General features: G+C 63.8%; 21 protein-coding genes. 8 read left to right on the top strand and 13 right to left on the bottom strand.

Annotation, left to right across the window (positions count from 1 at the left end; all coding sequences use genetic code 11):
• Positions 1 to 11: 11 nt before the first annotated feature.
• Complete coding sequence (locus AC5P5W_RS00985; protein WP_197574592.1) at positions 12 to 1,406, top strand: DUF2867 domain-containing protein; 1,395 nt, start codon at positions 12 to 14, stop codon at positions 1,404 to 1,406.
• Positions 1,407 to 1,444: 38 nt separating this feature from the next.
• Here AC5P5W_RS00985 and AC5P5W_RS00980 read toward each other — a convergent pair whose 3' ends face one another.
• Positions 1,445 to 1,876, bottom strand: coding sequence for a pyridoxamine 5'-phosphate oxidase family protein (locus tag AC5P5W_RS00980; protein WP_046429427.1), 432 nt, complete (start codon positions 1,874 to 1,876; stop codon positions 1,445 to 1,447).
• Between the two features lie 285 nt (positions 1,877 to 2,161).
• Here AC5P5W_RS00980 and AC5P5W_RS00975 point away from each other — a divergent pair, with 285 nt between their 5' ends.
• The gene (locus tag AC5P5W_RS00975; RefSeq protein WP_049441137.1) at positions 2,162 to 2,599 is read left to right on the top strand and encodes a hypothetical protein; all 438 of its coding nucleotides are present in this window, start codon (positions 2,162 to 2,164) and stop codon (positions 2,597 to 2,599) included.
• Between the two features lie 36 nt (positions 2,600 to 2,635).
• The gene (locus AC5P5W_RS00970) at positions 2,636 to 3,142 is read left to right on the top strand and encodes a PaaI family thioesterase (RefSeq protein WP_046429424.1); all 507 of its coding nucleotides are present in this window, start codon (positions 2,636 to 2,638) and stop codon (positions 3,140 to 3,142) included.
• A 9-nt stretch (positions 3,143 to 3,151) separates the two neighbouring features.
• Here the strand turns inward: AC5P5W_RS00970 and AC5P5W_RS00965 are convergent, their stop codons facing one another.
• The 4 genes from AC5P5W_RS00965 to AC5P5W_RS00950 all read right to left on the bottom strand — a co-directional run bounded on the left by AC5P5W_RS00965 (position 3,152) and on the right by AC5P5W_RS00950 (position 8,401).
• Positions 3,152 to 4,894 carry a GGDEF domain-containing protein gene (locus AC5P5W_RS00965; RefSeq protein WP_164109901.1) on the bottom strand — a complete coding sequence of 581 codons (1,743 nt, stop codon included), beginning with the start codon at positions 4,892 to 4,894 and terminating at the stop codon, positions 3,152 to 3,154.
• Between the two features lie 164 nt (positions 4,895 to 5,058).
• A complete protein-coding gene (locus tag AC5P5W_RS00960) occupies positions 5,059 to 6,084 on the bottom strand; it encodes an AI-2E family transporter (RefSeq protein WP_032961540.1) in 1,026 nt (341 codons plus the stop codon).
• A 106-nt stretch (positions 6,085 to 6,190) separates the two neighbouring features.
• Positions 6,191 to 7,243: a diguanylate cyclase gene (locus tag AC5P5W_RS00955; RefSeq protein WP_197574591.1), complete on the bottom strand. Its 1,053-nt coding sequence runs from the start codon at positions 7,241 to 7,243 to the stop codon at positions 6,191 to 6,193.
• 150 nt (positions 7,244 to 7,393) lie between these two features.
• The gene (locus AC5P5W_RS00950) at positions 7,394 to 8,401 is read right to left on the bottom strand and encodes a LacI family DNA-binding transcriptional regulator (protein WP_046429416.1); all 1,008 of its coding nucleotides are present in this window, start codon (positions 8,399 to 8,401) and stop codon (positions 7,394 to 7,396) included.
• Between the two features lie 95 nt (positions 8,402 to 8,496).
• Here AC5P5W_RS00950 and AC5P5W_RS00945 point away from each other — a divergent pair, with 95 nt between their 5' ends.
• Genes AC5P5W_RS00945 through AC5P5W_RS00925 form a run of 5 tightly spaced genes read left to right on the top strand, consistent with a single transcriptional unit; the run spans position 8,497 to position 13,129 of the window.
• The gene (locus AC5P5W_RS00945; RefSeq protein ID WP_197574590.1) at positions 8,497 to 9,549 is read left to right on the top strand and encodes a sugar phosphate isomerase/epimerase family protein; all 1,053 of its coding nucleotides are present in this window, start codon (positions 8,497 to 8,499) and stop codon (positions 9,547 to 9,549) included.
• Positions 9,550 to 9,576: 27 nt separating this feature from the next.
• Entirely contained in the window at positions 9,577 to 10,794 is a 1,218-nt protein-coding gene (locus tag AC5P5W_RS00940) for a nucleoside permease (protein WP_197574589.1), read from the top strand.
• A 12-nt stretch (positions 10,795 to 10,806) separates the two neighbouring features.
• Complete coding sequence (locus AC5P5W_RS00935; RefSeq protein ID WP_197574588.1) at positions 10,807 to 11,931, top strand: Gfo/Idh/MocA family protein; 1,125 nt, start codon at positions 10,807 to 10,809, stop codon at positions 11,929 to 11,931.
• A 19-nt stretch (positions 11,932 to 11,950) separates the two neighbouring features.
• Entirely contained in the window at positions 11,951 to 12,814 is an 864-nt protein-coding gene (locus AC5P5W_RS00930; protein ID WP_032961528.1) for a sugar phosphate isomerase/epimerase family protein, read from the top strand.
• Between the two features lie 18 nt (positions 12,815 to 12,832).
• Positions 12,833 to 13,129, top strand: a complete 297-nt coding sequence (locus AC5P5W_RS00925; RefSeq protein ID WP_032961525.1) for a c-type cytochrome — start codon at positions 12,833 to 12,835, stop codon at positions 13,127 to 13,129.
• Between the two features lie 30 nt (positions 13,130 to 13,159).
• Here AC5P5W_RS00925 and AC5P5W_RS00920 read toward each other — a convergent pair whose 3' ends face one another.
• The 8 genes from AC5P5W_RS00920 to AC5P5W_RS00885 all read right to left on the bottom strand — a co-directional run bounded on the left by AC5P5W_RS00920 (position 13,160) and on the right by AC5P5W_RS00885 (position 25,752).
• Positions 13,160 to 13,918 carry a 3-keto-disaccharide hydrolase gene (locus AC5P5W_RS00920; RefSeq protein ID WP_046429464.1) on the bottom strand — a complete coding sequence of 253 codons (759 nt, stop codon included), beginning with the start codon at positions 13,916 to 13,918 and terminating at the stop codon, positions 13,160 to 13,162.
• Positions 13,918 to 14,493 carry a gluconate 2-dehydrogenase subunit 3 family protein gene (locus AC5P5W_RS00915; RefSeq protein WP_014646300.1) on the bottom strand — a complete coding sequence of 192 codons (576 nt, stop codon included), beginning with the start codon at positions 14,491 to 14,493 and terminating at the stop codon, positions 13,918 to 13,920. Before AC5P5W_RS00915 ends, AC5P5W_RS00920 begins: the two co-directional genes overlap by 1 nt.
• A complete protein-coding gene (locus tag AC5P5W_RS00910; protein ID WP_046429409.1) occupies positions 14,493 to 16,178 on the bottom strand; it encodes a GMC oxidoreductase in 1,686 nt (561 codons plus the stop codon). The genes AC5P5W_RS00915 and AC5P5W_RS00910 overlap by 1 nt, the downstream gene beginning before the upstream one ends.
• Positions 16,179 to 16,204: 26 nt before the next feature.
• A complete protein-coding gene (locus AC5P5W_RS00905; protein WP_049404955.1) occupies positions 16,205 to 17,101 on the bottom strand; it encodes a hydroxypyruvate isomerase family protein in 897 nt (298 codons plus the stop codon).
• A gap of 510 nt (positions 17,102 to 17,611) precedes the next feature.
• A complete protein-coding gene (locus AC5P5W_RS00900) occupies positions 17,612 to 18,157 on the bottom strand; it encodes an Imm57 family immunity protein (RefSeq protein ID WP_160314160.1) in 546 nt (181 codons plus the stop codon).
• Positions 18,158 to 18,389: 232 nt separating this feature from the next.
• Entirely contained in the window at positions 18,390 to 18,782 is a 393-nt protein-coding gene (locus tag AC5P5W_RS00895; RefSeq protein ID WP_152906969.1) for a tetratricopeptide repeat protein, read from the bottom strand.
• A complete protein-coding gene (locus AC5P5W_RS00890; protein WP_495220770.1) occupies positions 18,772 to 23,325 on the bottom strand; it encodes an RHS repeat-associated core domain-containing protein in 4,554 nt (1,517 codons plus the stop codon). The genes AC5P5W_RS00895 and AC5P5W_RS00890 overlap by 11 nt, the downstream gene beginning before the upstream one ends.
• 663 nt (positions 23,326 to 23,988) lie before the next feature.
• Complete coding sequence (locus AC5P5W_RS00885; protein ID WP_495220768.1) at positions 23,989 to 25,752, bottom strand: hypothetical protein; 1,764 nt, start codon at positions 25,750 to 25,752, stop codon at positions 23,989 to 23,991.
• Between the last annotated feature and the right edge of the window lie 163 nt (positions 25,753 to 25,915).

Genomic DNA, 25,915 nt, shown 5'->3' with positions numbered 1-25,915 from the left:
GGAGCATGACCATGCCTGGTTCGACCCGCGATCGCCGTTCGTTTCCAGCAGTGCAGCTTCCGGCACAGGACGGCGGCAGTCCGACCGAAGTCACCCTGATCGCGCAGCTCGGCATCGGTGCCGGCGACGCGCTGGTGAGTGACGCCGGCCAGCGTCAGCGCCACCACCCGGCCTTCATCGATGCGTTGGATGAACCTTCGGCGCGACTGGGTGGCATGCACCTGCAGCACGGGGATGCCTCCTCGCTGTACAGCTTCACCGTCGGTGCCGGTGGCCACCCGTTTCATCGCCATGCAGGCCCGCGCATGTTCACCGCCATCGCCGGCAGCGCGGGAGCCGAGCTGCGTTTCGCTACCGCCTCCGACGCGCAGCTGGCAGCAGATCCTGGTGCCTTCGCGCGCACGCTTCGGCGCGTCCGCATCCCACCGGACTGCCTGTTTACCGTGCGCTTCGGCGGCGGCACCTGGCACCAGTTCGCGTCAAACCATCCTGCACATCCGGCGCTGTTTGCGCTGTCCTGCCACAGCGATGAACTGGCAGGCCGAATGAGCGAGCAGACCCGTGCGCAGGTGGAGCGCAATGCCGCCGATATCCCCAGCCTGACCGAGGTGCTTCCGGAATCGTACTGGCCTTCGTGCGCCTCGCTTGCGGCGGCACCGCTGTTGCAGCTGTCGCTGCAGGCGGCACCTCCCAGCGTGTGCGCGCTCCTGTGCGCGCGTACCCGTGCCGTGCTCGGCCCGCTGCGCCGCATCCCAATACGGCCGCTGCGCGGGTTCGTCGAACGTGCCACACCGGCCTATCCCATCCATTCGCGGCCCGCGCCCACCGATGGCCTGCTGACCACTGCGCTGCCGCACAGCCACTACCAGGACCTGACCACCCTGTGCCTGGAACCCTCGCAGGTGCTCCACCGTTCCGCGTCGGCGCTGCTGGCCGACGTACTGGAGGGCTTCCTGCGCAATCCACCCAGCGGCGTAGGCCAGCTGATGGCGCTGCGAAACCGACTGGTGGCACCGTTGCGGTTGCGCACGTCGCCGCTGGGATGCCCGGTGTCGTCATTGCTGTCGACCGATCGCAGCCGGTTGTTCGCTGGTCGATTCCCGGTGCTGGATTCGCACATCGATACGCAGGACAACGACGCCGAAGTCCTGCTCGGCGCCGACGATCGGCACCTGCGTTTCCGCAGCAGCGTGCGCGTGCAGCGGCATCGCGATGGACATGTCGAGATCAGCCTGGGCTCACGCGTGCAGACCCTCAATGCGTTCGGCGGCATGTACATGGCCCTGATCGACGCCGGGCACCGGCACTATGTCGCACCGGCACTGCTGCGGCGCGCGGTGGAGCACGCCTTGGCACCGGAACTGGCCAACCTTGAGGATCCGGCAGCACACCCTGCGCACTGCTGACCCTGGAACGCGATGCGCCGGGCGCTGCGCGGTTCCGGTCAGATCACGATTTCGCCCTCGTCCTCGCCATCCCAGTAGTGGATGCGGCTGGCACGCACATGGATCAGTACCAGCCCCGGTGTATCCACACCCTGTTCGAACCAGCGCTCCAGGTCCTTCACCCAGTGCTGGCTCATCGTGGCCCGGTCGCGCACCAGCACAGCCCTGCCCTGCACGTGCACGAACAACGGCGGCTTGCCCAGCAGCGACTTGCTGCCGGAAAAACCCAGCGCAACGGCGGGGTCAGCTTCAATCTCGCGCACCATGTCGGTGTCTTCGGTGGTGAAGAACCAGCTGTCACCGTCATAGTCCACGTCGCCATTGTTGCTCATCGGACGGCCGGCAATCTCTCCACCGGCGTGGGTCTGCAGCAGGCTGAAATCAATGCCGGCCATTTTCCTGGCCAGTTCGGGCAGGGTGAGCTGGGTCATGGCGTCGTCCTTCATGGAATGGAATCCCAGCGTCTGCGCAGCGCGGTGACCTGGGCGTGGACGGGTAGTTGCGGCCTCTTCACAGGAAACGAGATAGAGCGCATGGCGCGTACGTGACGCATTCCTCACCACCACACTGGCGTTAACGGCAGATGGAGGAACGGCCCTGCAAGCCGCGACACGCCCCTAACGGCGTGCTGCCCCAGAATCGCGCAACCCCGTGGCGCGACCGGCATGGCTGCCGGTACAAACGCGGCCTCTCCTCCGCAACCGCATGGCCTCCACATGGACCTGTCCGCCTGGCTCGCGTTCGGCTGCTACCTGTTGGCGTTCTTCATTGTCACCCTGTTTGCTGCGGCCTATCTGAAACGCTCCGACTTCATGCCCTACCACGGCCAGGCCGTGGACAGGCCGTGGGCACAGATCGACCCCCGCATGCAGGTGCTGCTGATGGCACTCATCCGCGTGGTCGGCGCTGCCTGGATCGCACTGGCCGGTGCCGGCGTGATGCTGGCCTGGTTGATCTTCTTCGGAGGTCACTTCGCACTGCCGCAGCTGCTGGCGTTCCAGCTGTTCTGCCTGGTCGCCACCCTGCCGCCGGTCCTGGTCGCTTCCGGCGTGCGGCGACGCACCGGTGCGCGTACACCGGTGCCCGCCGGCGCCGCGGTGGTGCTGCTGTCGGTCATCGGATTCGTGCTGGCCCTGTTGTCGCTACCGCAGTGAGTTCTTTTTCTCCCCTCTCCCCCGCGAGGCTCCACGATGAATCCCGAATCGATCTTCTACAGCGTGGTCAACGGTGATCTTCCACGCTCCCAGGCCGGCACCCTGCTCGGCTGGCGCTTCGTCGGTTACGACGATGCACTGCGCCGCATCCAGGTCGAGTTCGAGGCCGGGCCGGTGCTCACCAACCCGATGGGCAACGTGCAGGGCGGTTTCCTGTCAGCGATGCTGGACGACTGCATGGGGCCAGCGATCTACGCCACCCTGCCTGCCAACCGCATCGCGGTCACGGTCGAATCCAAGACCAGTTTCGTCAGCCCCGCACGGCCCGGGCGGATCATCGGCTGGGGCGAAGTCGAGCACAGCAAGGGCAGCATCGCCTTCACCCGCGGCTGGCTGACCGACCCGGCCGGCAAGGTGCTGGCCACTGCCAGCGCCACCTTCCGCGTGGGTGCGCTGCGCTGGCGTGGACTCTCGGTGCCGCGTCCCATCGCGCGCCGGATGATTGCGCGCACGCTGCGGCGCGTGCATGCGCAGATCGGCTGATGGGTGCCGTCAACGTGCGTTGCGGCCGCCGCCAGCCACGCGCACGCGGTCGCGGCCCTGCGCCTTGGCCTGGTACATGGCCGCGTCGGCGGCACGCAGCAGGGTGCGCCAGCCCAGCGCGTCGGTGCCGCCCTCGGCCACACCGAAGCTGGCGGTGACGCGCAGCACCTTGCCACCGACCAGGGCGATGTCCAGCCGCTGCAGCGCCACCCGCAGCGACTCGGCCAGCTGGCGGCCACCGGCCAGATCCCCGTCGGCCAGCAACACGAGAAACTCCTCGCCACCATAGCGGGCAATGCTGTCGCTGCGGCGCAGGTGGCGCTGCAGCAGCTGCGCCACCTGCACCAGCACCTCGTCACCGGCGTCATGCCCGTGCCCATCGTTGATCGCCTTGAAGCGGTCCACGTCCAGCAGGATCACCACCGCGCTGTTGCCGCCGTCGGCATGACGCTGCTGCACCAACTCGTCCAGCGCGCGCCGGTTCAACAGCCCGGTCAGCTCATCGGTGCCGGCCAGCTGGCGCAGCTCGCTGGTCAATGCCGAGCGCTCGCGCGACTTCTCGCGCAGCACTTCGATGGCATCGAACAGGCGCTGCATCTCGGCCAGCGGGTGGGTCACATGCTGCTCCGGGCCGGGCGCTTCCGAGGCGATCTGGATGACCTGCTTCTGCGCCTGCAGCAGCGGCCGCAGGATCTGAAGATGCGCGATGCGCAGCGCCACGCCCAGCACCACCAGCGTGCCCAGCACCGTCGCCACCAGCACCACCAGGCGCGTCGCTTCGCGATTGCGGGTGCGTTCGAAACGGGCGATGGACACGCTCAGGTAGCCGTCCCGCAGCGCTTCCAGCGACCGCAGGGTCGGCACGTAGCGGGTGGTGAATTCGGCGGTGGTCCACGGCGGCGGCACGCCGCGCCGGCCATCCTCGATCAACTGTTCGATCATCGGCAGCGATTCGCCGAAGAACTGCCGGCGCGCCATGTCCCAATGCCAGGACAGCGCCGGATCACTGCGGAACACCGCTTCATGGCTGCCTGCCAGCCGCCACAGCTCCAGCAGGCGGCCTTCGGTCTGCAATGCCGCCCGCACCTGTTCGTCACGCCAGGCCCCCGGTACCGCCACCGGCGCCATCACGTTCGAGGCCAGGCGGCCGCCATGCTCGCGCAGGTCGATCAGCACCTGGCCCTGCATCGCCGGAATCGCCGCTTCGCGGTCGGCGCTGACCAGCACGTTGATCTGCGCCGAGGTCAGCACGTGCAGGCGATCAACCACGGCGAACATGCTGCTGATCGCGCGCTCCACGTCCTCCACCTGGCGCGCGCCATGCGGCTGTGCCGCCACCCGGTCCACCGCGGCCCGCGCCGATTGCAGGCGACGTTGCGCATCGGCCAGCAGCCCGTGTTCGTCGACCACGCCCGGGTCAGCGTTGAACACGGTGTCCAGGCGTTGCAGGGCGGTATCGACCCGCTTGCGCGCGACTGCCAGCTCCGCCGCCAGCCGGGCCTGTTCGCCCGCATCGGCCGTGTTGGCCCCGAGCAGGCTGTTGGCGGGGCCGCGCTCGGCCGACACCAGGTTGGCCAGGTCGAAGGTCTGCCGCAGCTGGCGCAGGCTGACCAGGTTGTCCTCGGCGGCAGTGAAGCGCAGCGTGCCCTGCACCAGCGCGATGGCCATCAATGGCAGCGTACAGACTACGAACAGCCCGGCCAGGATCCAGACCCAGGTCCGCAATCCGATGGGCGACGCCTTGCGGGCCATGCACATTTCCCCTGTAGTGCACAACACTGTAGCGGCCGCCTGCACAGGCGCCAAGCCGCTACCGGATCAATCGTTGCCATGGGTATACCGCGCCCGCCGCGAACACACCGACAAAGGCCGCACGGGTTGTCGAATCGGGGCAAATTACGTCATGCCCCGCCGCGTCAGATCCAGCGCTGGTCGACCAGTTCGCGCTTCACGTAGGCATAGAACACCGGTGCGGCGACCAGGCCCGGCAGGCCGAAGGCCGCCTCCATCACCAGCATGGCCAGCAGCAGCTCCCAGGCACGCGCCTGGATCTCGCCACCGACGATGCGCGCGTTGAGGAAGTACTCCAGCTTGTGGATCACGATCAGGTACAGCAGCGCCGCCACCGCCACATAGAACGAGACCGACAGCGCGACGATGGCGATGATCGTGTTGGAAATGATGTTGCCCACCACCGGCAGCAGGCCGGCCAGGAAGGTGATCAGCACCAGGGTCTTGGACAGCGGCAGGTGCACGCCGAACAACGGCAGCACGCCCAGCAGGAAGATGGCGGTGAACACGGTGTTCAGCAGCGAGATCTTCACCTGCGCGAACACCACCTGGCGGAACGCGGTGGCCAGGCGGCTGGTGCGCCCGACCAGCTCCTGCGCCAGCGGGCCCATCTTCGGCAGCGGCAGTTCGTCATACAGCGCGATCATCGCGCCCAGCACCATACCGATCAGTACGCGTACACCGACCTGTACCACCGAGGTACCGGCCACGCCCAGCTGCCGCTGGTGCTCGGCAGCCCAGTCGTTCAGCGCCGCGCGCAACGCCGGCATGTCTTCGGGAATGTAGGGTTGCAGCAGCGCCGGCACCTGGTGCCGCGAAGTGTTGAGGATCTCCATCAGGCGCGCCAGCAATGCGTCCGGGCCGCCGGTCTCGTTGCGGAAGAACGAGGCCACGCCGATGCCGGCCAGTACCAGCCCGCTGATGATGATCGCCGACAGCACGATCACTGCGATCGCCCGTGCCCGCCCCGGCGGCAGCTTGCCCTCCACGGTGGAGGCCAGCACGTGCGTCAGCTGGAACACCAGCAGGCCGGACAGCAGGGTCACCACCAGGCCCAGCTTCAGCGCCAGCCACATGCCCAGCAGCATCATCAGCCACGCCGCGATCCTTGGAATGGGGGGTTTGGGCTGGGCGACGAGAGCGTCTTGCATGGGAGCGCGTCCGGGCGGGGTGGCCCATGGTAGAGGATTGGCATGCCGATTCCGCGTGCAGGATGAACCGGCATTTCACCCTCGTTCGGCGGCGGCGGTGCCGCACTCACTCGCCGTAGCTGGCCGTGTTCTTGCCCTGCCGCTTGGCGTGGTACAGCGCGCGGTCGGCCAGTGCCAACCAGTCCTCGACACTGCCGCCACGCGGTGTGGCGGCAATGCCGATACTGACGCTGAACTCCACGCCCGGCGTGGCCTGCTGCGCGGCCTCCAGCAGGTGCAGGCGCACCCGCTCGGCCACGTGCATCGCATCGACGGGCGCGCAGTCGCGCAGCAGCACCACGAACTCATCGCCCCCCAGCCGCGCGGGCGTATCACCGGGCCGGGCAAAGGTGCGCAATGTCGCCGCGATATGCCGCAGTACCTCGTCACCGGCGCGGTGGCCATGCGAGTCATTGATGCGCTTGAAATCATCCACATCGAGCATCAGCAGGCAGGCAAAACCGCCCTGGCCCTGTGCCCGGTCCAGCGCCTGCTGCGCACGCAGGATCAGGAAGCCACGGTTGGCCAGCTCGACCAGCGGGTCCATCCGGCTGAGCCGCTGCAGCTGACGGTTCTGCGATTTGACCCGGCGCGCCAGCTGCCAGCTGAGAATGCTGAGGCCGATGCCATACACGAACAGGAACGGGACACTCAGCACGATCGTGCGCTGCGAGGTGACCGGCTGGAAAGGGAAGCCGAGCAGCCACCAGGCGAGAGCGAAACCCAGCAGCAGGGCCAGGGTGGCGCGCATCGCCAGGCGCACGCCACCGGCAGCGATCTTGTCGGCCACCAGCAGTGCGGCGAACAGTGCACTGGGCACCGCGCTCAACGCCATGAAGGCGATCCAGCCACCGCCGAAGAAGGAGTCGGCCACCATGCAACGGAACTGGACGACCGCCGGCTGGCGGGAGCGCTGGGTCAGCCGCAGTGCCAGTGCCGGCCACGCCAGCGCGTTGAGCAGCAGCAGGAGCCAGGCCAGCCCGCCGTCCTGGCGTTCAAGCATGATCGAAGCGATGGGGATCGCCCCCAGCCCATTGCCGACGAAACGCATCCAGCCGATGCGACGTGCCGCGCCAATGCCTTCGACCGCGCCTTCCGCCGAATCGGTGAAGAATGGCATTGCCGACCCCCTTGCGCGATCGCACCTGGTGCTACGGCCCTTGCCGGGCTGCCTGCGATGAGTCTGACAGCTTTGCGTCAATTCGGGATCAAGGTTGCGCGATATCGCGCGGGCCTCTGCCGCTGCCGCTGCCCCTCCCGCTCCCCGTGGTTACCCGGGGCGGGGCGCAGCCGTCGAGCCACGCAGCTTGAAGCTGAACTCCAGCGTCTGCTGAAGCGGCACATCGACGTGCTCGATGATGGCGAGCAGCAGGTTGACCGCACGCTCGCCAATCTCCCGCATCGGCTGCCGGATGGTCGTCAGCGGGGGCGTGAGGTAGCGGGAGGACGCCAGATCATCGAAGCCGACCACGGACAGCTCGTCCGGCACGCGGATGCCCAGGTCCCGGCAAGCGGCCAGGGTACCCAGTGCCATCTGGTCACTGAAGCAGAACACCGCGGTCGGCGCGGCCGTGCCATCCAGCAGCGCCATCGCCGCTGCATGGCCGGATTCCACGGAAAAGTCACCCGGCACGATGCTCAGCTGGCGCAGGCGGCCACGCGCCTTGCCGGCCGCGCGGACCCCTTCCAGCCGTTGCTGGTGCAGGGGATTGTCAGGCGGCCCCCCGACCACCGCAATCCGTTCGTGTCCCAGCCCGTACAGATGCTCCATCACCGCGCGTGCGGCGGCGGCGTTGTCGATGTGGACGCTGGGGATGCCCAGCGCGGGGTCGAACTCGCAGCCGTTGACCACCGGTGCGGCGGCGCCGCGCTGCTCGACGATCTCGCGCGCGGTCGGTGGCAGGCGATGGCCCAGCACGATCATGCCGTCGGCCTCGTTGCGCCGGAGCATCTGCGCGTAGCGTTCCTCACGGTCGGGTTGATGCTGGGTATCGCCCAGCAGGACCGCGTAGCCGACCGCCTGCGCAGCCTCCTCCGCACCCTGCAGGATCTGTGCGAAGAACGGATTGGCGATGTCCGGGACGGTGACCAGGATCTTGCCGCTGCGCTGGGTCTTGAGCGTGCGGGCCACCGTGTTGGGCACATAGCCCAGTGCGGCGGCGGCCTGCTCGATGCGCGCGCGGGTGGCCGGCAGGACCTTGTCCGGCCGCGAAAGTGCCCGCGACACCGTGCCTGCGGAGACGCCGACGTGCTTTGCGATGTCGTAGATGGTGGCCATGGCGTTAGTTCTCCTGTCCGCTGTGCAGTGCACAACAGGTCCTGCGTGAGCCCCTGCTAGGATAATGCAATCGATTGCATCGAGGGCGAATCACGTTGAAGACGCTCAAGGGTCCAGCGCTGTTCCTGGCGCAGTTCATCGGCGACACGGCTCCTTTTGATCGGCTGGACACGCTGGCCGGATGGGCCGCGGGTCTGGGCTATTCTGGCGTACAAGTCCCCACCTCCGCGCCCCACCTGTTCGACCTGGCGGAGGCGGCGCGCAGCCAGGCGTACTGCGACGATATCGCCGGCATGCTGGCCGGGCACGGCCTGCAGATCACCGAACTGTCGACCCACCTGCAGGGGCAGTTGGTTGCCGTCCATCCTGCCTACGACAGCCTGTTCGACGGATTCGCGCCACCGGACAAGCGCGGCAACCCGGCCGCCCGCCAGGCCTGGGCGGTGGAGCAGCTTCGGCTGGCGGCGCAGGCCAGCCAGCGCCTGGGGCTGACCGCGCATGCCACGTTCTCCGGTGCATTGGCCTGGCCCTACTTCTACCCCTGGCCGCAGCGCCCGCCGGGACTGGTGGAAGAAGCCTTCGCCGAACTCGGCCGTCGCTGGCGCCCGATCCTGGATGCGTTCGATGCCTGCGGCGTTGACCTGTGCTTCGAGATCCACCCGGGCGAGGACCTGCACGATGGTGCGACCTTCGAGCGCTTCCTCAATGAGGTCGACCACCATCCCCGCGCGAAGATCCTGTACGACCCCAGCCACCTGCTGCTGCAGCAGATGGATTACCTCGGTTTCATCGACCGCTACCACGCGCGCATCGGCATCTTCCACGTCAAGGACGCGGAACATCGCCCCAGCGCAAGCAGCGGCGTGTACGGCGGCTACCAGGACTGGATCGACCGTCCGGGCCGGTTCCGTTCACCCGGTGACGGCCAGATCGACTTCAAGGCGATCTTCTCGAAGTTCGCGCAGTACGACTTCCCCGGCTGGGCGGTACTGGAATGGGAGTGCTGCCTGAAGCACCCGGAAGACGGCGCGCGCGAGGGTGCCGCCTTCATCCGCGACCACCTCATCCGCGTGACCGAACGCGCCTTCGATGACTTCGCCGACAGTGGCACCGACGCCGCATCACTGCACCGCATGCTGGGAATCTGAGCCAAGACCGCCCCGGGAGGGCAAGCCATGACGCACGCCATGTCGCGCCTGGGCGCGATGATGTTTCTGCAGTTCTTCATCTGGGGGGCGTGGTTCGTCACCCTGGGCACCTACCTGGTGCAGGGCCCGCTGCAGGCCAGCGCGAGCCAGGTGGCGACCGCGTTCCTCAGCCAGTCGATCGGTGCCATCGTGGCGCCGTTCCTGGTCGGGCTGATCGCGGATCGCTACTTCGCGGCGCAGCGCATTCTTGCGGTACTGCATCTGGCCGGTGCCGCGCTGATGTGGCTGGCGTCCACGGCGACCAGCTTCAGCATGTTCTCTGCGTGCGTCATGGGCTACATGTTGCTGTTCATGCCGACCCTGGCACTGTCCAACAGCGTGGCCATGCGGCACATGCACTCACCCGAGAAGCAGTTCCCGCTGGTCCGCGTGGCCGGCAGCATCGGCTGGATCGTGGCGGGCGTGCTGATCGGCTGGCTGGGCTGGGAACAGGCGCATCGGCTTGAGCTGACGTTCCGGATGGCGGCGGCGGCGTCGCTGGTGCTCGGGCTGTATGCGTTCACCCTGCCGCACACACCGCCACTGGCGCAGCAGCGCGATGCCGGGCTGGGGCAGATCCTGGGGCTGGATTCGCTGCGGCTGCTGAAGTCGCGCGCCTACCTGGTGTTCTTCCTGGCCTCCATCGCCATCTGCATCCCGCTGTCGTTCTACTACAACTTCACCAATCCCTATCTCAACGACCTCGGCGTGCGCGGCGCGGCGGGCCTGCAGTCGCTGGGCCAGGTTTCCGAAGTGCTGCTGATGCTGGCCATGCCGTTCCTGTTCGTTCGGCTGGGGGTGAAAACCATGCTGGCGGTCGGCATGGCCGCCTGGGTGGTGCGCTACGCGCTGTTCGCCTTCGGCGATGCAGGTGGCGGTTTCCCGCTGCTGGTGATCGGCATCGTGCTGCACGGCATCTGCTACGACTTCTTCTTCGTCACCGGCCAGATCTACACCGATGCACATGCCGGCCCTGCCGCGCGCAGCAGCGCACAGGGGTTCATCACCCTGGCCACCTATGGCGTGGGCATGTTGATCGGCACCTTCCTGTCCGGCGCGGTGGTGGAGCACTTCACCACCGAGGCCGGTCCCGACTGGCAGCAGATCTGGCTGTTCCCGGCCGCTGTTGCGCTGGTGGTGCTGGTCGCCTTCCTGCTGCTGTTCCGCGACCGGCCGGCGGCTGCGGCCGCGCCCTCCACACCCTGAGGATCCCCGTCGATGCCCAAGCTTGGAATCGCCATCGTCGGCACCGGCATGATCGGCGCCGTGCACCGCCGCGCGGCCTTGCTCGCCGGCGCCGAGGTACGCGGCGTGGCCGCCTCGTCACCGCAGCGCGCGCATGAGGCAGCGCACTCCTGGAATGTCCCGCGCGCCTACCGGGATATCGAGGAGGTGATCGCCGATCCGCAGGTACAGGTGGTGCACGTGTGCACGCCCAACCATCTGCACCGCGCCATGGCACAGGCTGCGCTGGAAGCCGGCAAGCACGTGATCTGCGAGAAGCCGCTGGCGACGACGCTGGACGATGCGCAGGCGCTGGCGGTACTGGCCGCCTCGACCGGATTGGTTGCCACCGTCCCCTTCGTCTACCGCTACCACCCGGTGGTGCGCGAGGCCCGTGCACGCATCGCCCAGGGTGACCTGGGGCCGCTGCACCTGATCCATGGCAGTTACCTGCAGGATTGGCTGCTGGACCCGGCCAGCAACAACTGGCGCGTGGACCCGGCGCTGGGCGGCACCTCGCGCGTGTTCGCCGACATTGGTTCGCACTGGTGCGACCTGGTCGAATGGGTCAGTGGCGAGCGCTTCACCGAAGTGAACGCGGCGTTTGCCACGGTGATCGCCGAACGCAGCGCCGTCACCGGCCAGAGCTTCAGCACACCGGCAGCGAACGGCGCGACGCAGGCGGTCGCGAGCGAGGACGTGGCAACGGCGATGTTCAGGACCGGCGCCGGTACGCTGGCGTCGTTGACGGTGAGCCAGGTTTCGGCCGGACGCCGCAACCGCCTCTGGTTCGAGATCGACGGCGCCAACGCCAGCATCGCCTTCGACCAGGAGGACGCCGAGCGGCTGTGGATCGGCCTGCCCGACCAGCGCGAGGAAATCTTCGTGCGCGGGCCCGGCGCGGGCACTGCCGAACAGCGCCGGCTGTCGGTGCTGCCGGCCGGGCACGCGCAGGGCTACGCCCAGTGCTTCGAGGCGTTTGTCGCCGACACCTATCGCGCCATCGACGGCGAGCAACCGGACGGCCTGCCCACCTTCGAGGACGGCATGCGTTCGGCGCGGATCGTTGATCGTGTCATTGCATCGGCCAGGTCACGCGCCTGGACCACCATCGTTTGAATCCCGGGAGGATCTGTTGATGAAAGCCCTTGTCCGTCGAAGTGCAAGCCTCGTCCTGCTGCTCGCGGCGCTGCCCGCCTTCGCAGTCGAAGCCGCCAGCGCGCAGAAGCCGATCGCGGTGCAGATGTACACCCTGCGCAATGCCGGCTCGCTCGAGCAACAGTTGAAGATCGTCCACGATGCCGGTGTGCACGCGGTGGAAACCGTCGGCACGCAGAACGTCAGTGCCGCGGAACTGAAGCAGCTGCTGGACCGGTATTCGATCAAGGCCATTTCATCGCATGTGCCGCTGGCCGAGCTGCGCAGCAACCTGGATGGGGTGGTGACCTTCAACCGGTCGATCGGCAACACCACGCTGGTGGTGCCGTACCTGGACAGGAAGGAACGCCCGAGCGATGCCGCCGGCTGGACCGCCCTGGGACAGGAACTGGGCCGGATCGCGAAACAGGTGCGCGGCAAGGGCATGCGCCTGGCCTATCACAACCACGACTTCGAGCTGGTCGACTTCGATGGCAGGACCGGGCTGGAACTGCTGTTTGCCGCCGCCGGCCCCGACCTGCAGACCGAGCTGGACCTGGCCTGGGTCGCGCGTGCGGGCCTGGACCCGGCGGTGATGCTGGGAAAGTTCCGCGGCCACGTATTCGCGGTACACGCCAAGGACAATGCGCTCAAGGGCCAGGCCGAAGACGAAGGCGGATTCGCTGCGGTCGGCCAGGGCGTACTGGACTGGAACACGATCCTGCCTGCTGCGAGGGGCGCCGGCGTGCATTGGTACATCATCGAGCACGACCAGCCACGCGAGCCGGCCAAGGTCGTCCAGGCCGGCGCCGACTATCTGCGTGAACACCTGACCACCAATACGCCTGCCCGTGCGCGGCGCTGACGCATCAAGGAGCCCCACATGAAAATGATCCTGGCAATGGCGGTGGCCCTGGGCGGCATGAGTGTTGCGACAGCCGCCTGGTGCAAGGGCGACCCGGCTGCGGGAGCAAAGCTCTACACCGCGAACTGCGTGGCCTGCCACGGCGCCGATCGCGCGGGCATGCCGGGCGCGTTCCCGGCACTCACCGACATCGGCAAGCGCATGGCACCTGCACAGATCAAGGAAAAGATCAGCAAGGGCGGCGGCCTGATGCCGCCCTTCTCCCAGCTGTCACAGCAGGAGATAGACGATATCGCCAGCTACCTGGCGAAGTAAGCGGCCGGCGGCCACGCCAGCCGCATGCCACTACAGCTCGCGCACCCAGATGTTGCGGTAACTGACCCTGGAGTCATGCTCCTGCAGATAGAGCGGCGCACACGCATGGGGCGAATACGAGGGCGCCCCGATGTACTCGGTCTTGCCTGCCAGCACGGTGTCATCCTGCACCAGCACGCCGTTGTGCAGCACCGTGATGCGCGCGGGCGACACAAGCCCACCGCCCACCGAGAAGCGCGGTGCCTTCCAGATGATGTCGTAGGCCTGCCACTGGCCCGGCGCGCGCGAGGCATTCACCCGCGGCATGGCCTGCTTGTAGATGGAGCCCGCCTGGCCATTGGCATAGGTCGGGTTGTTGTAGCTGTCGAGCACCTGCAGTTCATACAGTTCCTGCAGGAAGATCCCGCTGTTGCCCCGGTTCTGGCCGTCGAAGCCCTTCGTGTCAGTGGGCGTGCGCCACTCCACATGCAGCTGGACATCGCAGAAGCGTTGCCGGGTGCGGATGCCCTTGCTGCCCGGAACGACGGTCATGGCGCCCCCGGCAACCTTCCAGGGCACGCGTCCGCCCTGCTCCGATTCCCACGCGGAGACATCCTTGCCATCGAACAGCACGATCGCGTCGGAGGGGGCCTTGCCTGGCGGCGTGGCCACGACAGCGGGCACGGGGGTCCACACTTCGGTCTTCTTCGGGTCGCGCGCAGCGTCGGCACTGTCCTGCGCGAATGCAGATGCAGCGGCCAGCAGGCCAACAGTGATCAACGCAGGGCGGATCATCAGGGTGGTGTCCATCAGCTGGTCCCCCACGCGGGCGTACCGGGGACATAGGCGAGGTCGCCGTCGTAGCGGCCGGGCACCGCGACGTACTGCAGCACGCCGGTCGCCCCGACCTTGGAGGTGAAGAAGCCGAAGATGGCCAGCTGCTTGATCATCGTGAAGTAATGCGGCATCGCCTCGCCCTCTTCAGGCGTACCGGTCTCGGTCACGTCGGCAGAGCGCGCCTTGGCTTCGGCGTCCAGCGTTCGCAGCAACTGGGTGCGGGCTTCCGGCGCAAGCGCCACAAACCGGCCGCCGGCGCGCTTGTCGATATCGACCAGGCCTGCCCGGAACGTTGCCTGCTGCCGGGCGGTGTAGCAATCGCTGACGAAGGTCGCCATGAACAGGCCAGCGCCGGCATCCTTCGCCCCTGGCGTCCGGGTCCGCGGCAGGATGGTCTCGGCGATCTCGTCCAGCGTGCCGATGTCGGCATCGGAGAACAGGGTCTTCACCGGTGCCGCAGCGGCGTTTCCCTGCGCGAGCGCAGGCAGGCCGACCATGGCCGCGCCGGTGGCGGCAACGATCATCTTCAACAGTTCGCGGCGATCCATCAGAGGTTCCCCGCTTTCAGTTCGCGTACCGCGTGGTCGGCCGCGCGCGCGGTCAGCGCCATATAGGTCAGCGAAGGATTCACGCAGGCGCTGGAGGTCATGCAGGCACCGTCGGTCACATAGACGTTGGGCGCATCCCAGACCTGGTTGTGCGCGTTCAATACCGAGCTCTTCCGGTCACGTCCCATGCGTGCGGTCCCCATCTCGTGGATGCCCTTGCCCGGGGCATAGTCGTGGTCGTGCATCTTCACGTCCTTGACGCCAGCCGCCTCCAGCATCTCGGCAGCATCGGCGGCCATGTCCTTGCGCATCGCCAGTTCGTTGGCGCGCATGGACACGTCCATCGCCAGCACCGGCAGCCCCCATTTGTCCTTGCGGTCGTGGTCCAGGCGGATCGTATTGTCGTGGTGCGGCAGCATTTCACCGAACCCGGTCATGCCGATGCGCCAGTCGCCCGGTACGGTCAGCGCCTCCTTCAGGTCGGCACCGATGTTCAGCTCGGCGATCTCGCGCGACCAGCCGGTGCGGCTGGCACCGCCCTGGTAACCGAACCCGCGCAGGTAGCCGCGCTTGTCGGCCGCGACGTTGCGGAAGCGCGGAATGTAGAAACCGCACGGACGGCGGCCGAAGTAGTACTTGTCTTCGTAGCCCTCGACCCGGCCCGAGGCGCCCGCACCGAAATGATGGTCCATCACGTTGTGCCCCAGCTCGCCCGACGAAGAACCCAGTCCCCCCTCCCACACATCGGTCGCCGAGTTCATCAGCAGCCAGGTCGAATTGAACGACGATGCATTGAGGAAGATGACCTTGGCGGTGTACTGGTAGGTCTGCCCGGTCTCGGCATCGATCACCTCCACGCCGCGCGCACGCTTGCGATCCTTGTCGTAGAGCACTTCCTTGACGATCGAGAACGGTCGCAAGGTCAGGTTGCCGGTCTTCATCGCCGCTGGCAGCGTCGCCGCCTGGGTCGAGAAATAGGCACCGAAGGGACAGCCCAGGATGCACTTGTTGCGGTACTGGCAGTTCACGCGCCCCTGCTCGGGCATCGGCTGGGTGATGTTGGCGGTGCGCGAGTGGATCATGTGCCGCGTTCCGCCGAAGGCCTTCTTGATCCGCGCGGCCACGTCCTTCTCGACGATGTTCAACGGGATCGGCGGCAGGAACTCGCCGTCCGGCAGCACGTCCAGTCCTTCGCGCGTGCCGGCGATGCCGGCGAACCTCTCTACATGGTCGTACCACGGCGCGATGTCGGCATAGCGGATCGGCCAGTCGGTGGCGATGCCATCCTTGAGGTTCGCTTCGAAGTCCAGGTCGGAAAACCGATAGCTCTGCCGGCCCCACATCAGCGAGCGCCCGCCTACGTGGTAGCCACGGAACCAGTCGAAGCGCTTGGTTTCGATGTAGGGTGAGTCCTGCTCGTTGGCCCACATTCCTTCCAGGTTCTCGGCCAGGCCGTAGTCGCGCATCAGCACCGGGAAGGCGGCCTTCATCGCCTGCGTCGGCCGGTTGCGATGCGGGAAGTCCCACGCTTCCTTCATCGCATTGACGTAGTCCTTGACGTGCTCGATGTTGCGCCCGCGTTCCAGCATCAGGACCTTCAGGCCCTTCTCGGTCAGCTCCTTCGCTGCCCAACCGCCACTGATTCCCGAGCCAACAACAATGGCGTCGTAGTGATTATCTGCCATGGTCTCTCACCTGGGTGGATATCGTTTCAGACGTCGCAGAGGCGGATCGCCTCGCGCAATGAGGCAACGGGATCGGGCGCTGCAGGCGTGAATTCCTGCGCCAGATACCCCTTGAAACCGGTGTCGCGGATCGCGCGACAGATGGCCGGATAGTGGAGCTCCTGCTGGTCTCCAATCTCGTTCCGGCCCGGCACGCCTGCAGTGTGGTAATGCTTGAAGCAGGCGTGATGCTTGCCGATGGTGGCGATGATGTCGCCCTCCATGATCTGCATGTGGTAGATGTCGTAGAGCAGGCCGAAGTTGTCCGAGCCGAGCCGCTGGCACAGCTCCACGCCCCAGGCCGAGTGATCGCACAGGTAGTCGTGGTGATCGACCCTGGAGTTCAGCAGCTCCATCACCAGCACCACGCCGCGCTTCTCGGCATGCCCGAGGATGCGCTTGAGGCCCGCCTCGGCATTGGCCATGCCGTCCTGCGGGTCCATGCCGTTGCGATTGCCGGAGAAGCAGATGAGGTTGCGGTAACCGGCATCGGCGACCAGGTCGATGTGCCGCGTGTAGCGCTCCACCAGCGGGTCGTGGAATTCGCGGCCGGCAAAGCCCTTGGTCAGGCCCAGCTCCGCGCCATTGCACATCGAGCTGTAGACGCCGTTCGCCTTCAGCGTGGGCCAGTCTTCCGGGCCGACCAGGTCGATGGCGGCGAAGCCGATGTCCTTCACCGTCGTGCAGAGCTGGGCGACCGACAGCTGCGGGAAGGTCCAGCGTGCGACGGAGTGCTTCAGGTTGCCCTTGAGCGCTGCGGTGGCGGCGAATGCAGGCAACGCTCCCGCAGTACCCAGCGCTACGCCTCCAGCAACCGCCATGCGCAACGCATCGCGCCGCGTGAGGCCCGTCGCCGGAGCCGGTCTGATCGAATGGATGGACATCCACCTACCGGCCTCCCAACCGGTATCAAACGCAACGATTCACAGCAATGCAATCGATTGCACCATAGGGGAGGAAATTGCCTGTTTGCAAGTCGCGGCGCACGAAAACTGATGCTGCGGAGCACAATGCCAACGACATCGCGCAGAAAGAAAAGCCCCGCATTGGCGGGGCTTTCTTTTCTAACCAAATCAGTCGCCTGAGATGAAATCTACTGGTTTTTGCTCAAGCGAGCGAACAAAATCAGTACTTCTTCAACGCCCCGAGCCTATGCATTGGCCCTTTTCTCGGAAGCATTGAATGATCACTGGGCGTTCGTAGGCTCACGAACCATATCAACCAGTTCCTGGATGTCTTCGTTCTGCATCCGGGTGCACCCCGCCGCCAGGGCCCAGCCCTGCCTCGGAGACGGCGGATTGCAGAACTGCATAGCTCGCGACGGCGAGCGACAGTAGTCAACCAAGCCAAGGCTTCGCGAAACGCGTACGCATCAGCTTTTTCCGATGACCGACTCAGACGCCGTCACAGTCACCACCTGCATTGGCTAGTCGGATAACTTCACGCAGGGAACCCTGGATGTCCGCCACTGAGCTGCAAATGTTCTCGGGCGCCACGTCGAACTTTGCAGGGCCGGCCCGACGCTTGAAAGCAGCAAATTCGGACATGCATTGCCCTGCCAGCTTCTTGGCATCCAGCTTCGACGCGGCCTGAACCACTGAATTGCCCTGCGCAGCGAGGTAGCACTTGTAGTCCTCTGAAAGCGCTCCATCCATACGGAATCGCGACAGTTCAACCAAGTGCAGAGGAGCGGCAGCACTCCTGCTGCCCCCTATCAAGGCGAGACCAAGCTCAGCACCGTCTGCTCCTGCACAAGCATATGGCGTCTGAGAGCACAGTGACTTGCTCTCGGAACTTTTGTGCACCACCAGCGAGGCAAGAATAGAGTGTTCGGCCATCTCAATGTCCGCCGCGAGTCTCTCTGACAGCGGACGGGCAGCTAGCGAGGACCCAAATTGAGCACAAAAGACGAAGCACGAAATCAGCGCGGTGGTTTTCATCGACTCACCAGAAACGTCGGAAAGGCGCGCAAACTGACACATCTTAACTCCCCACTCCTGCTCGGGGGCGAATCAAGAACAGCACTCTCGCGCAAAAACTTGAGAAACTCATCGAAGACAACGCTGCCAGCCAGGCACGGCTCGGAGAGCAACCTAACCAAAGCGTAGAGCTCGTGACGTCGAGCGAAAGTAATCGATCAATCCAAGGCTTCGCGATTAGCGAACGCTTCAGCTATTCGTCTTCGTCACCTGCAGCCTCAACGCTATTGTTGATGAACTGGAGTGCCTTGCGGTGCTCTTCAAGGACCGTGTCGTGAGCGGGCATTCCAGGACGAGCAACCTTAGAGAAGGCATGAATGACCTCCTTAACCTCCTCGTATCGCTCCAACCGAAGCAAGCAATCCACCAATCCAGACGCGACCAACACATCGTGAGGACGAAGCTTCTCAAGCCCACGAAGTGCCCACAGGGACAACTCAGTATCATCGCTCCGAAACCCAATCCCAACAAGAAACAACCACGCGGCGTCACAAGCAGGTTCGCGCCTTACAAGATTCAAAAGGTGGTAACGCGCGCCATTGTCGTCACCCGCCTCAAGCATCTTGGTAATTTCATTAATATCCATCAAGATCGCTCTGCTTCATTAACTTCTGACACCGATAGGGAACGCACCCAAGCATGCAGCGCGCCAAGTTCCCACCCCAGACGCCCGGCTGATCGAAATCACCCTTAGCGCGCGTGCAGGTAGTCTTACAGCCCTGAATATGGCTTTGGCAATCAGCAATGAAGTCATCGTCATCTCCGTCGGCACACGCAGATCTGATCAATGCAACAGCCATCTGCGACGCTGGGCTATTCGGATTCAGAATACCGTTCGGACCAACCCCCAGCATCTCACCCGCCTTAAGAGCATTCCTAAGGCTATCGCTGTTGAACTTTGGACCAAAATCCCAATTGCCGTTCGGATTGCTGAGGTCGCCCCCATTGTACGCCCCAACGCCCCCCGGGGCGCCCGTGACCACCGGGGGCGGGGGCAGTAAAGGAATGGCCAGCATCCCATCGGGGTCAACCGAGGTGAGAGGGTTGCCCTTCACGTAGCCGTAGGTGCTGATTCCCCCCTGCAATCCGAGCGGGTCTGACGTCACGAAGCGGCCACTGGCGGGATCGTAGTCACGCTGAACGTTGTAGTGAAGGCCGCTCTCAGCGTCGTATCGCTGCCCAGGGAAGCGCATCGCGAACTCAAAAAGCGTGCCGTCCTGGTCCGGATCCTCGTTTGGTGCCGTCACACCGAACGCTTCCCCCTTCAGATCCCAACTCCAAACTGCGACGTCACGGGCTGGGTCAACGACAACGCGAGGGGTGCCCAGATGATCCGGCTGAACGTAGTAGAGCGCGCTACCCTTCAGCAATCCGACAGGCAGGTTGTCCAACCAGATCACCTGCTGACGCGCAATACCCGCCTGGTCGTATTCCCCCAGCCATTGCCCGCGCTCATCGTAGAGACTCAGTGCTGAGGCACCTCCAGCCTTGCGGGTTATCTGCTGGCCAAGATCGTTGTAATGATATTCCGCAGCAACCGTGCCGTTTCGCTTCACCGCACTCAGGCGTCCCATTGCATTGTAAGCAAACTCCCGTTCCACGCCTTGGATCGAAAGCGTGTTGCCAGTCGCATCGTAGGCACGCGACACGCCCCCGACGCTTTGCAGGCGGTGACTGTCGGACGGATAGACGTAGGCTTGATCAGCTCCATTGACCTTCGCAGACATGCGATTGCCCGTGGCGTCGTAGGAGTAGCTGTCGATGATCGAGCCAGTGGCCGCATCCTTGAAAGCAGTCAGTCGGCTCAAGGCGTCGTAGGTCAGCGATACAGACGCTGCCCCAGTCCCGCCGGCGGTAAGGCCGGTCAACTCGCCCACAGCACTGAACGAGAAGGCTGCATTCAGTGCTCCCGAGCCACTGCCGATCAACGCCGACGGACGGTAATCCTGGTCAACGTCTCGCGCCAGTGTACGCCCGTTGCCGTAGGCCCAGCCTGCAGAGGGGCCGAAGGGATGGCGCTTTGCACTGGAAAGCAACACGACACGAGCAGCACCCGGTCGAGTCACGCCGATCTCGGTAATCATGCCGGCTGCATCTCGCTTGTAGTCCGCCACCGTTCCGTCAGGATAGGTGACAGAACGAAGTCGGCCGGCATTGGTATAGGTATAGCTGACGCCTACGCTCTGCCCCGATGACGTCTGCACCTTGCGCGTCACATTTCCGGCGCGATCGTAGCAATACTGGGTTTTAGCGCCGTCATCCTGCATGGATGAGAGCCGCCCGCTTGCAAACGACTCACCAGCTGAGCAGATGGTCTCGACTTGGTCATACACGTATGACGCAACAATCGCTTCGTTCCCATAAACCTTGCGCACCACGCGCCCCAGGGCATCGTATGTGTAGCTGCTAGCCGTGCCATTGGCGTCAACCTGCCTCGCCGGCTGCCCTGCACTGTTGTAACTGGCAGTGGTTGCGCCCGTGTCGGGGCTCTGACGGCTCAACAAGTCGCTCAATCCTGAATAGCCGTAAATGGTCGCCAGGCCTTTGGGATCGACAACCTTGGTGGTCCGGCCTTCGGCGTCATACTCGTATCGCGTCTCGACCGCCAACCCGGCAACATCCTGAAGCACCCTGCTGGGCCTTCCATAGGGATCGTAGTCAAACTGTGTCTTGCGCTTCAGGGCATCGGTGATGAGCTGGACGTTGTTCGCCAGGTCATAAGTAAAGTCGGTTGAATTCCCCGCTGCCGTCTTCTGGGACACCAGTTGCCCCAACTTGTTGTAAACGCGAGAGAGCGAACGCTTCAGTCCACCACCTGCGTCGAACACCTCCTCTTTGGTGCGATTGCCTGCCACATCGAGGGTGTAGCGAATGTGGTTCCCGGCCCCGTCATTGATCTGGACGAGACGGTGCGCATCATCGTAGGTGTAGCTGAGGGATACTCCGTCGGGGTCAACAACCGATGCGACATTGCCTGTCGCATCATAGGAAAGGGAGGTCACTCGATCGTTGGTAGACGCAGTTCCGTCCACGCTGCTCCGCTCGGTTATCGAGGTGAGCTTGCCTCGAGTGGAATAGCCAAAATCATGGATCGTGCCGGTCGCGTCTCGAAGGCGGCTGACACGTCCATTTCGGTCGTAGGCCAGCCGTGTCGTCACTTGACCCAAGGCATTGGTCTCGGTCTGAAGGTCACCAGCGCGGTGGCAGGAGCCCCCGAGAACGCCGCAACCCGACTCATCCGCGGTCAGGTAGTAGCTGTACCCGGTAACGTCCTGAACATCGGACCGCGGCCCGTCTTCGGCAAGGACAAGACCGACTTGCGGGCAGTGGGTGGCATCCACCGCCGAGCAGTAGGCGGTGGTCCATTGACGAACCCCAGCGGGTGCATTGGTTGCAGTTCCGCACACATACCCGACCGCAGCCGAATTGGCAGGATCCACCTCGCACCGCGCGACCTCCAGGCCCAATGCGTTGTACTTCCATGAGCTGCTGGAAACGGCCACGCCCGCAGAGTTCTTTACCACCCGACTAAGGGGCGAACGCAGTGCGCTATCCCACGTGGTCGTCGTGGTGCGCTGCTGGGGGGTGTCGGCGGCGTCAACCTGTTCGGCCAGCAACCCGTCTGCCGTGTAAGTGGTCCTTGTAGTGATTCCCTTGAAGTCCGTGACCGACGCCGGGTAGCCGTTCACGTCATAGGTCATGGCCTTGTAGGGTTGGTTGCATTGGTCACCGCAGGCGGCCGAACCGCCCGCGGGCATCAGACGCCCCTTTCCTGTATCCACGAAGCCCAACTTGGAAGTTGCTCCGAGTGGCCCCTTGACAGTTACTGGCAGCGTTCCCTTCCACGTGGAAGCGGCATAGTCCAGGGTTGTGGTATCAACGCCGCCGGCGAACTCCGCGTGATAAGCGCGATGGGTGTAGTCGAATTTGATGGTCTCGTAACGGACGCCTTTCTCATCCACAATCCCTGTGAGGAAGGACGTGCCTGCGACAGTGGGGCTGTTGGCTGTTTCGTTGTAGATGTAGCCCTTGCTTGTGGCGTCCGGATAGGTCACCGAGGCAAGCTGTCCTGCGGGGTTGTAGCCAAATGTTTGCGATGCACCGTCTGGCAACATCATCGTGGTCAATCGCGATGAGGCATCATACTTAAAGCTCAACGTGCGCCCGCTGGCGTCGCCAACGGTCAACAGGAGTCCAGCGACTGGCGCCACGTCCGCCGGCGTGGTTGCGTCCGAATACTGCAAGGACAGAAGCTTCTTGCCAGCAGCGTCGTAGACTTCCTTCAGCAAGCCTGTCGCATCGTAGATTTCGGTTTGGCGGTTCGCCGCCAACTGCAATGCATAGCCGGTGCCCGCCTCTCGATCAACGAGCACGTCTGCGACATCGGCGTCGACAGTCCAGCCGCTTGAGGTTCGAGTGAACCGCTCTGAACTGCCATCCGGCCGAATAGCACGGATGAACGTGTATTCTCCGGCCGCTCCAGTATTGGAAGCTAGCACCTCAAGTCGCCGATCAAACAGGTGGCGCCACTGAGGCCCCAAGGAAGAACCCGGAGCACGGGGAGAACTGTTGTAGAACCGCCGGAACATCAGGCCTGACGGAGATTCGAAGTCGGTTTCCTGCCGGTAAAAGTTGCCGGTAGACGTATTGATCGGATCGCCCTCAAACGGGCTCCCTGGGTCACGGGCATTGGCCTTTGAAGCACTGTCAGCAGCACCACGAGCCCCGGTTCCATCGGTTGCAGAGCCAAGCCCGGCTGAACAGCGTTTCTGACACCCTCCGAAATTCTTCTGGGGCTGTCCAATCAATATCTCGGAAGCAAAAACATTGTCACTTGCACTCCCGTTGACGTAGATCGTCGCCGCCCAGCCATCGTTGCCGTATCGCACGGTAACAACGGGCGGCTTGGTGCACTTAGGGTCCTGTTGGCAAGGGGCTTGGATCTTCCCGACCAGGAAGTTGACCGCAGCGCCGACGCTCTCAAACGAGCCAACCCCGCGGAACGACTGGACCTTATAGGGAGGGCCGTAGTAGGTGGCTGCACTTGCAGTCGATGTACCGCCTAATGCTAGGCAGAAGGAGAGAATTGCGGCAGCCTTGTGGCTGCGCAGGGGCATTGCAAATGCCATTGGTACACACTCCATGTGAAAGACAACTGGCAAGTCCGGCCAAAGGATTCCATCCGACATCAGTCCTTAATGCGCGGAACGAACATCTTGTCCCCCCAACCTTGCTGGGGATGGGCAAATCCTAGAGCAAGCTAATGACAGATTTTGTGCGACAAGACAATCTTTGGAGAAGCACACCGCAATTGAGCATAGGCCCGCGGTAACCGTGTCCACAGGGTGTGCGACAGCCACGCGCCAGCTCGTTAGGCTTATGCCTGTCCTTCGCACGCCGTATCAAGACCCGACGAAGCCATGCACCAGCGATGGGCTCGAGCAGACGGCTTTCCCGTGCCGCTCTCCATTCTGATTCGCTATGGTGTGTCGCCAGTCATCCATCAACACCCTGCCGCAAGTAGAAGGTTAGATCACGGCTGGATTCTGCCTAACGAAAAAAAGGCCCCCATCCACAACGATGAGGGCCTCTATCAACACTAAAACCGTCAAGTAGGAATCAGAACGGAAGTGGCTACCTTTTTTGACAACAAGAGCAAAAAACCCTGGACAGATGAACATTCTGTCCCGAGGCGGCGAAATACTGTCAACAGACTACCCAATTAGCGGATGGTTGTTAACGCTTTGACTGATCCTCGCCTCCCAGCTGGAGCATCGGGCTCTGCGGAGCCTCTATCGTTCATCCTCCCCAAAGATCAGCTTGCCGACCATGTAGATCGTGCTCCCAAAGTTGTAGATGAGTTGCTCCCCTTGTTTCAGGAACGACTGGCTTGTATCAATCCCTGCTAGCTTCAGAGCATCGGCCACCTTGTCGCTGGCTGGGTGCGCGTCGGCTAGGCGCATGTCGTATACCCCGGCTACCACGCTAAACACGCCTCGTGCCTTGTCAACGCCGACCTTCTGAGCAAGCACATCTTCAAGCAGCTTGTTGGATCCCAGCTTGTCTTTGTCTGGGCGTGCAGCGATCTTACGCAGCTCACGCACGTTGAGTCGGTCGGAAAACACTCGCACTAATTCTTTTGCAAGCCGAAGAAGTGTTGACCTATCCGCGCTAACAAACCTCGTCACGACCTGCATCGCGGCTTGATCATCTATTTCATGAGTGAAAAGAGATATCCCATAGCGCTCCTTAAAGCTTCTCTCAAGCAGCCGCATAGTCTGGAACAGCAGCTCCTCGAATGCATCTGTCGAGGCAGGACGCGCCTCGACCTGGGACATCAAGAGCTCTGGAGATACCTTCCCTTCCGGAGCAACATTATTAGACGCCCATACGTGCTGCTCCCAAGTTGGCAATTTTGCAATGTCGTACGCATAGATGGTCAACAAATCCGCTGAGTTGATCCCAAAATGCGTCTGATACCCCGATGTGGATATGATCGCCCCAGTTTCCCGGGTGTACCACTTTAAGGAGAATCCTCTGTGGGCTAGTAGCTCATTTACCACACCTGGACGGAACCAGAGCCATCGGCCGATATCCTCGTTCTTCAGGTCCTGGGAAGCTACGCGAGTACCGTCCGTTTCCGTCACGAAGTGCGGGAGCGCAGAGTCAGCGTCACCTCTGACACGCACGCTAAGTCCCTTGTGATCGATCCATTCGTCTCGCCAGAACTCTCCCTCGACCCTGACCCCCACATATCCACCTCTCTGCCCCTGCCTCTGCTCAGACTCGGTATTGTCGTCGCGCTCCGGCCCCATCACAGGCGCATCTTCTTCTGGGTCCACATCCGTCCTCCAGACGCGAAATGAAGCCCAGCTCCCTCCAAAGACGCGGTCCAGCTCGCGAAGCCTGAGCTCGAACCTCCCTCCGTCCCTTTCCTCATCGACATCTACGAGTTCTTCGTACTCGGTCCCGATCAACGATGGAACGTTCTCAATGCGCCTGCGGTAGTACGACAGCCGCAGCGCCAAGCCCCTCGCGGCCAAGTAGTCGAGCAGGAACTCACGCTTAATCTCGATGGACGTATGACTTCCATCCTCCTCCAACTTCTCACGAACCACCTCAACGAAGTCTTCCTCAGGACGAACCCAGCTGTTTCCATCCTTCACTAAGCGAAGTGCGATCACCAGATCAGGGCTAAGTATCCATTTCCTACCGCCAACCACTGGCTGGTCATGTTCGTACACAAGCTCAACCCCGAGGGGCTCCCTGTCGTTGTACTCGAACTCATCGACAGGAGAATAGTGCCCATCATCGTAGGCATACGGCCGAACGCTGTGCGATATCCCTATCTGCCCCCAACTCAAGCGCTCTGCTCTCTCACGGTGCTCCGGAGGAAATGCGACAGATCCGCAGCCAAAGAACTCGCTGACGTACCCAACAGTCTGCGGGTCGGCTCCGCCGTCCTCCAGCGTCTCCAATGCGCGCAAGGGAACCCACGTGGAGTTGTCGAAACGCCGACGCGTCTCCCGGGTCTGGAGGATCCATTCTCTCTTCATGACCTAAATCCTATCGGTTGTGGGCAAGTGCAAATTTACTTCCGAAACACGAATCGACTTGCACCTCGTAGACCCAAAAAGAATCATTGCTTCTACACACATAAAGGGAAGACATGCGCCCAGGAATTCGCACCGCTCACCTATGGGGAAAATCAACCCTTCT

It is taken from the genome of Stenotrophomonas sp. YJH_SMC_123, assembly GCF_059368215.1.
This window is presented reverse-complemented; position numbering and strand designations above follow the sequence as displayed.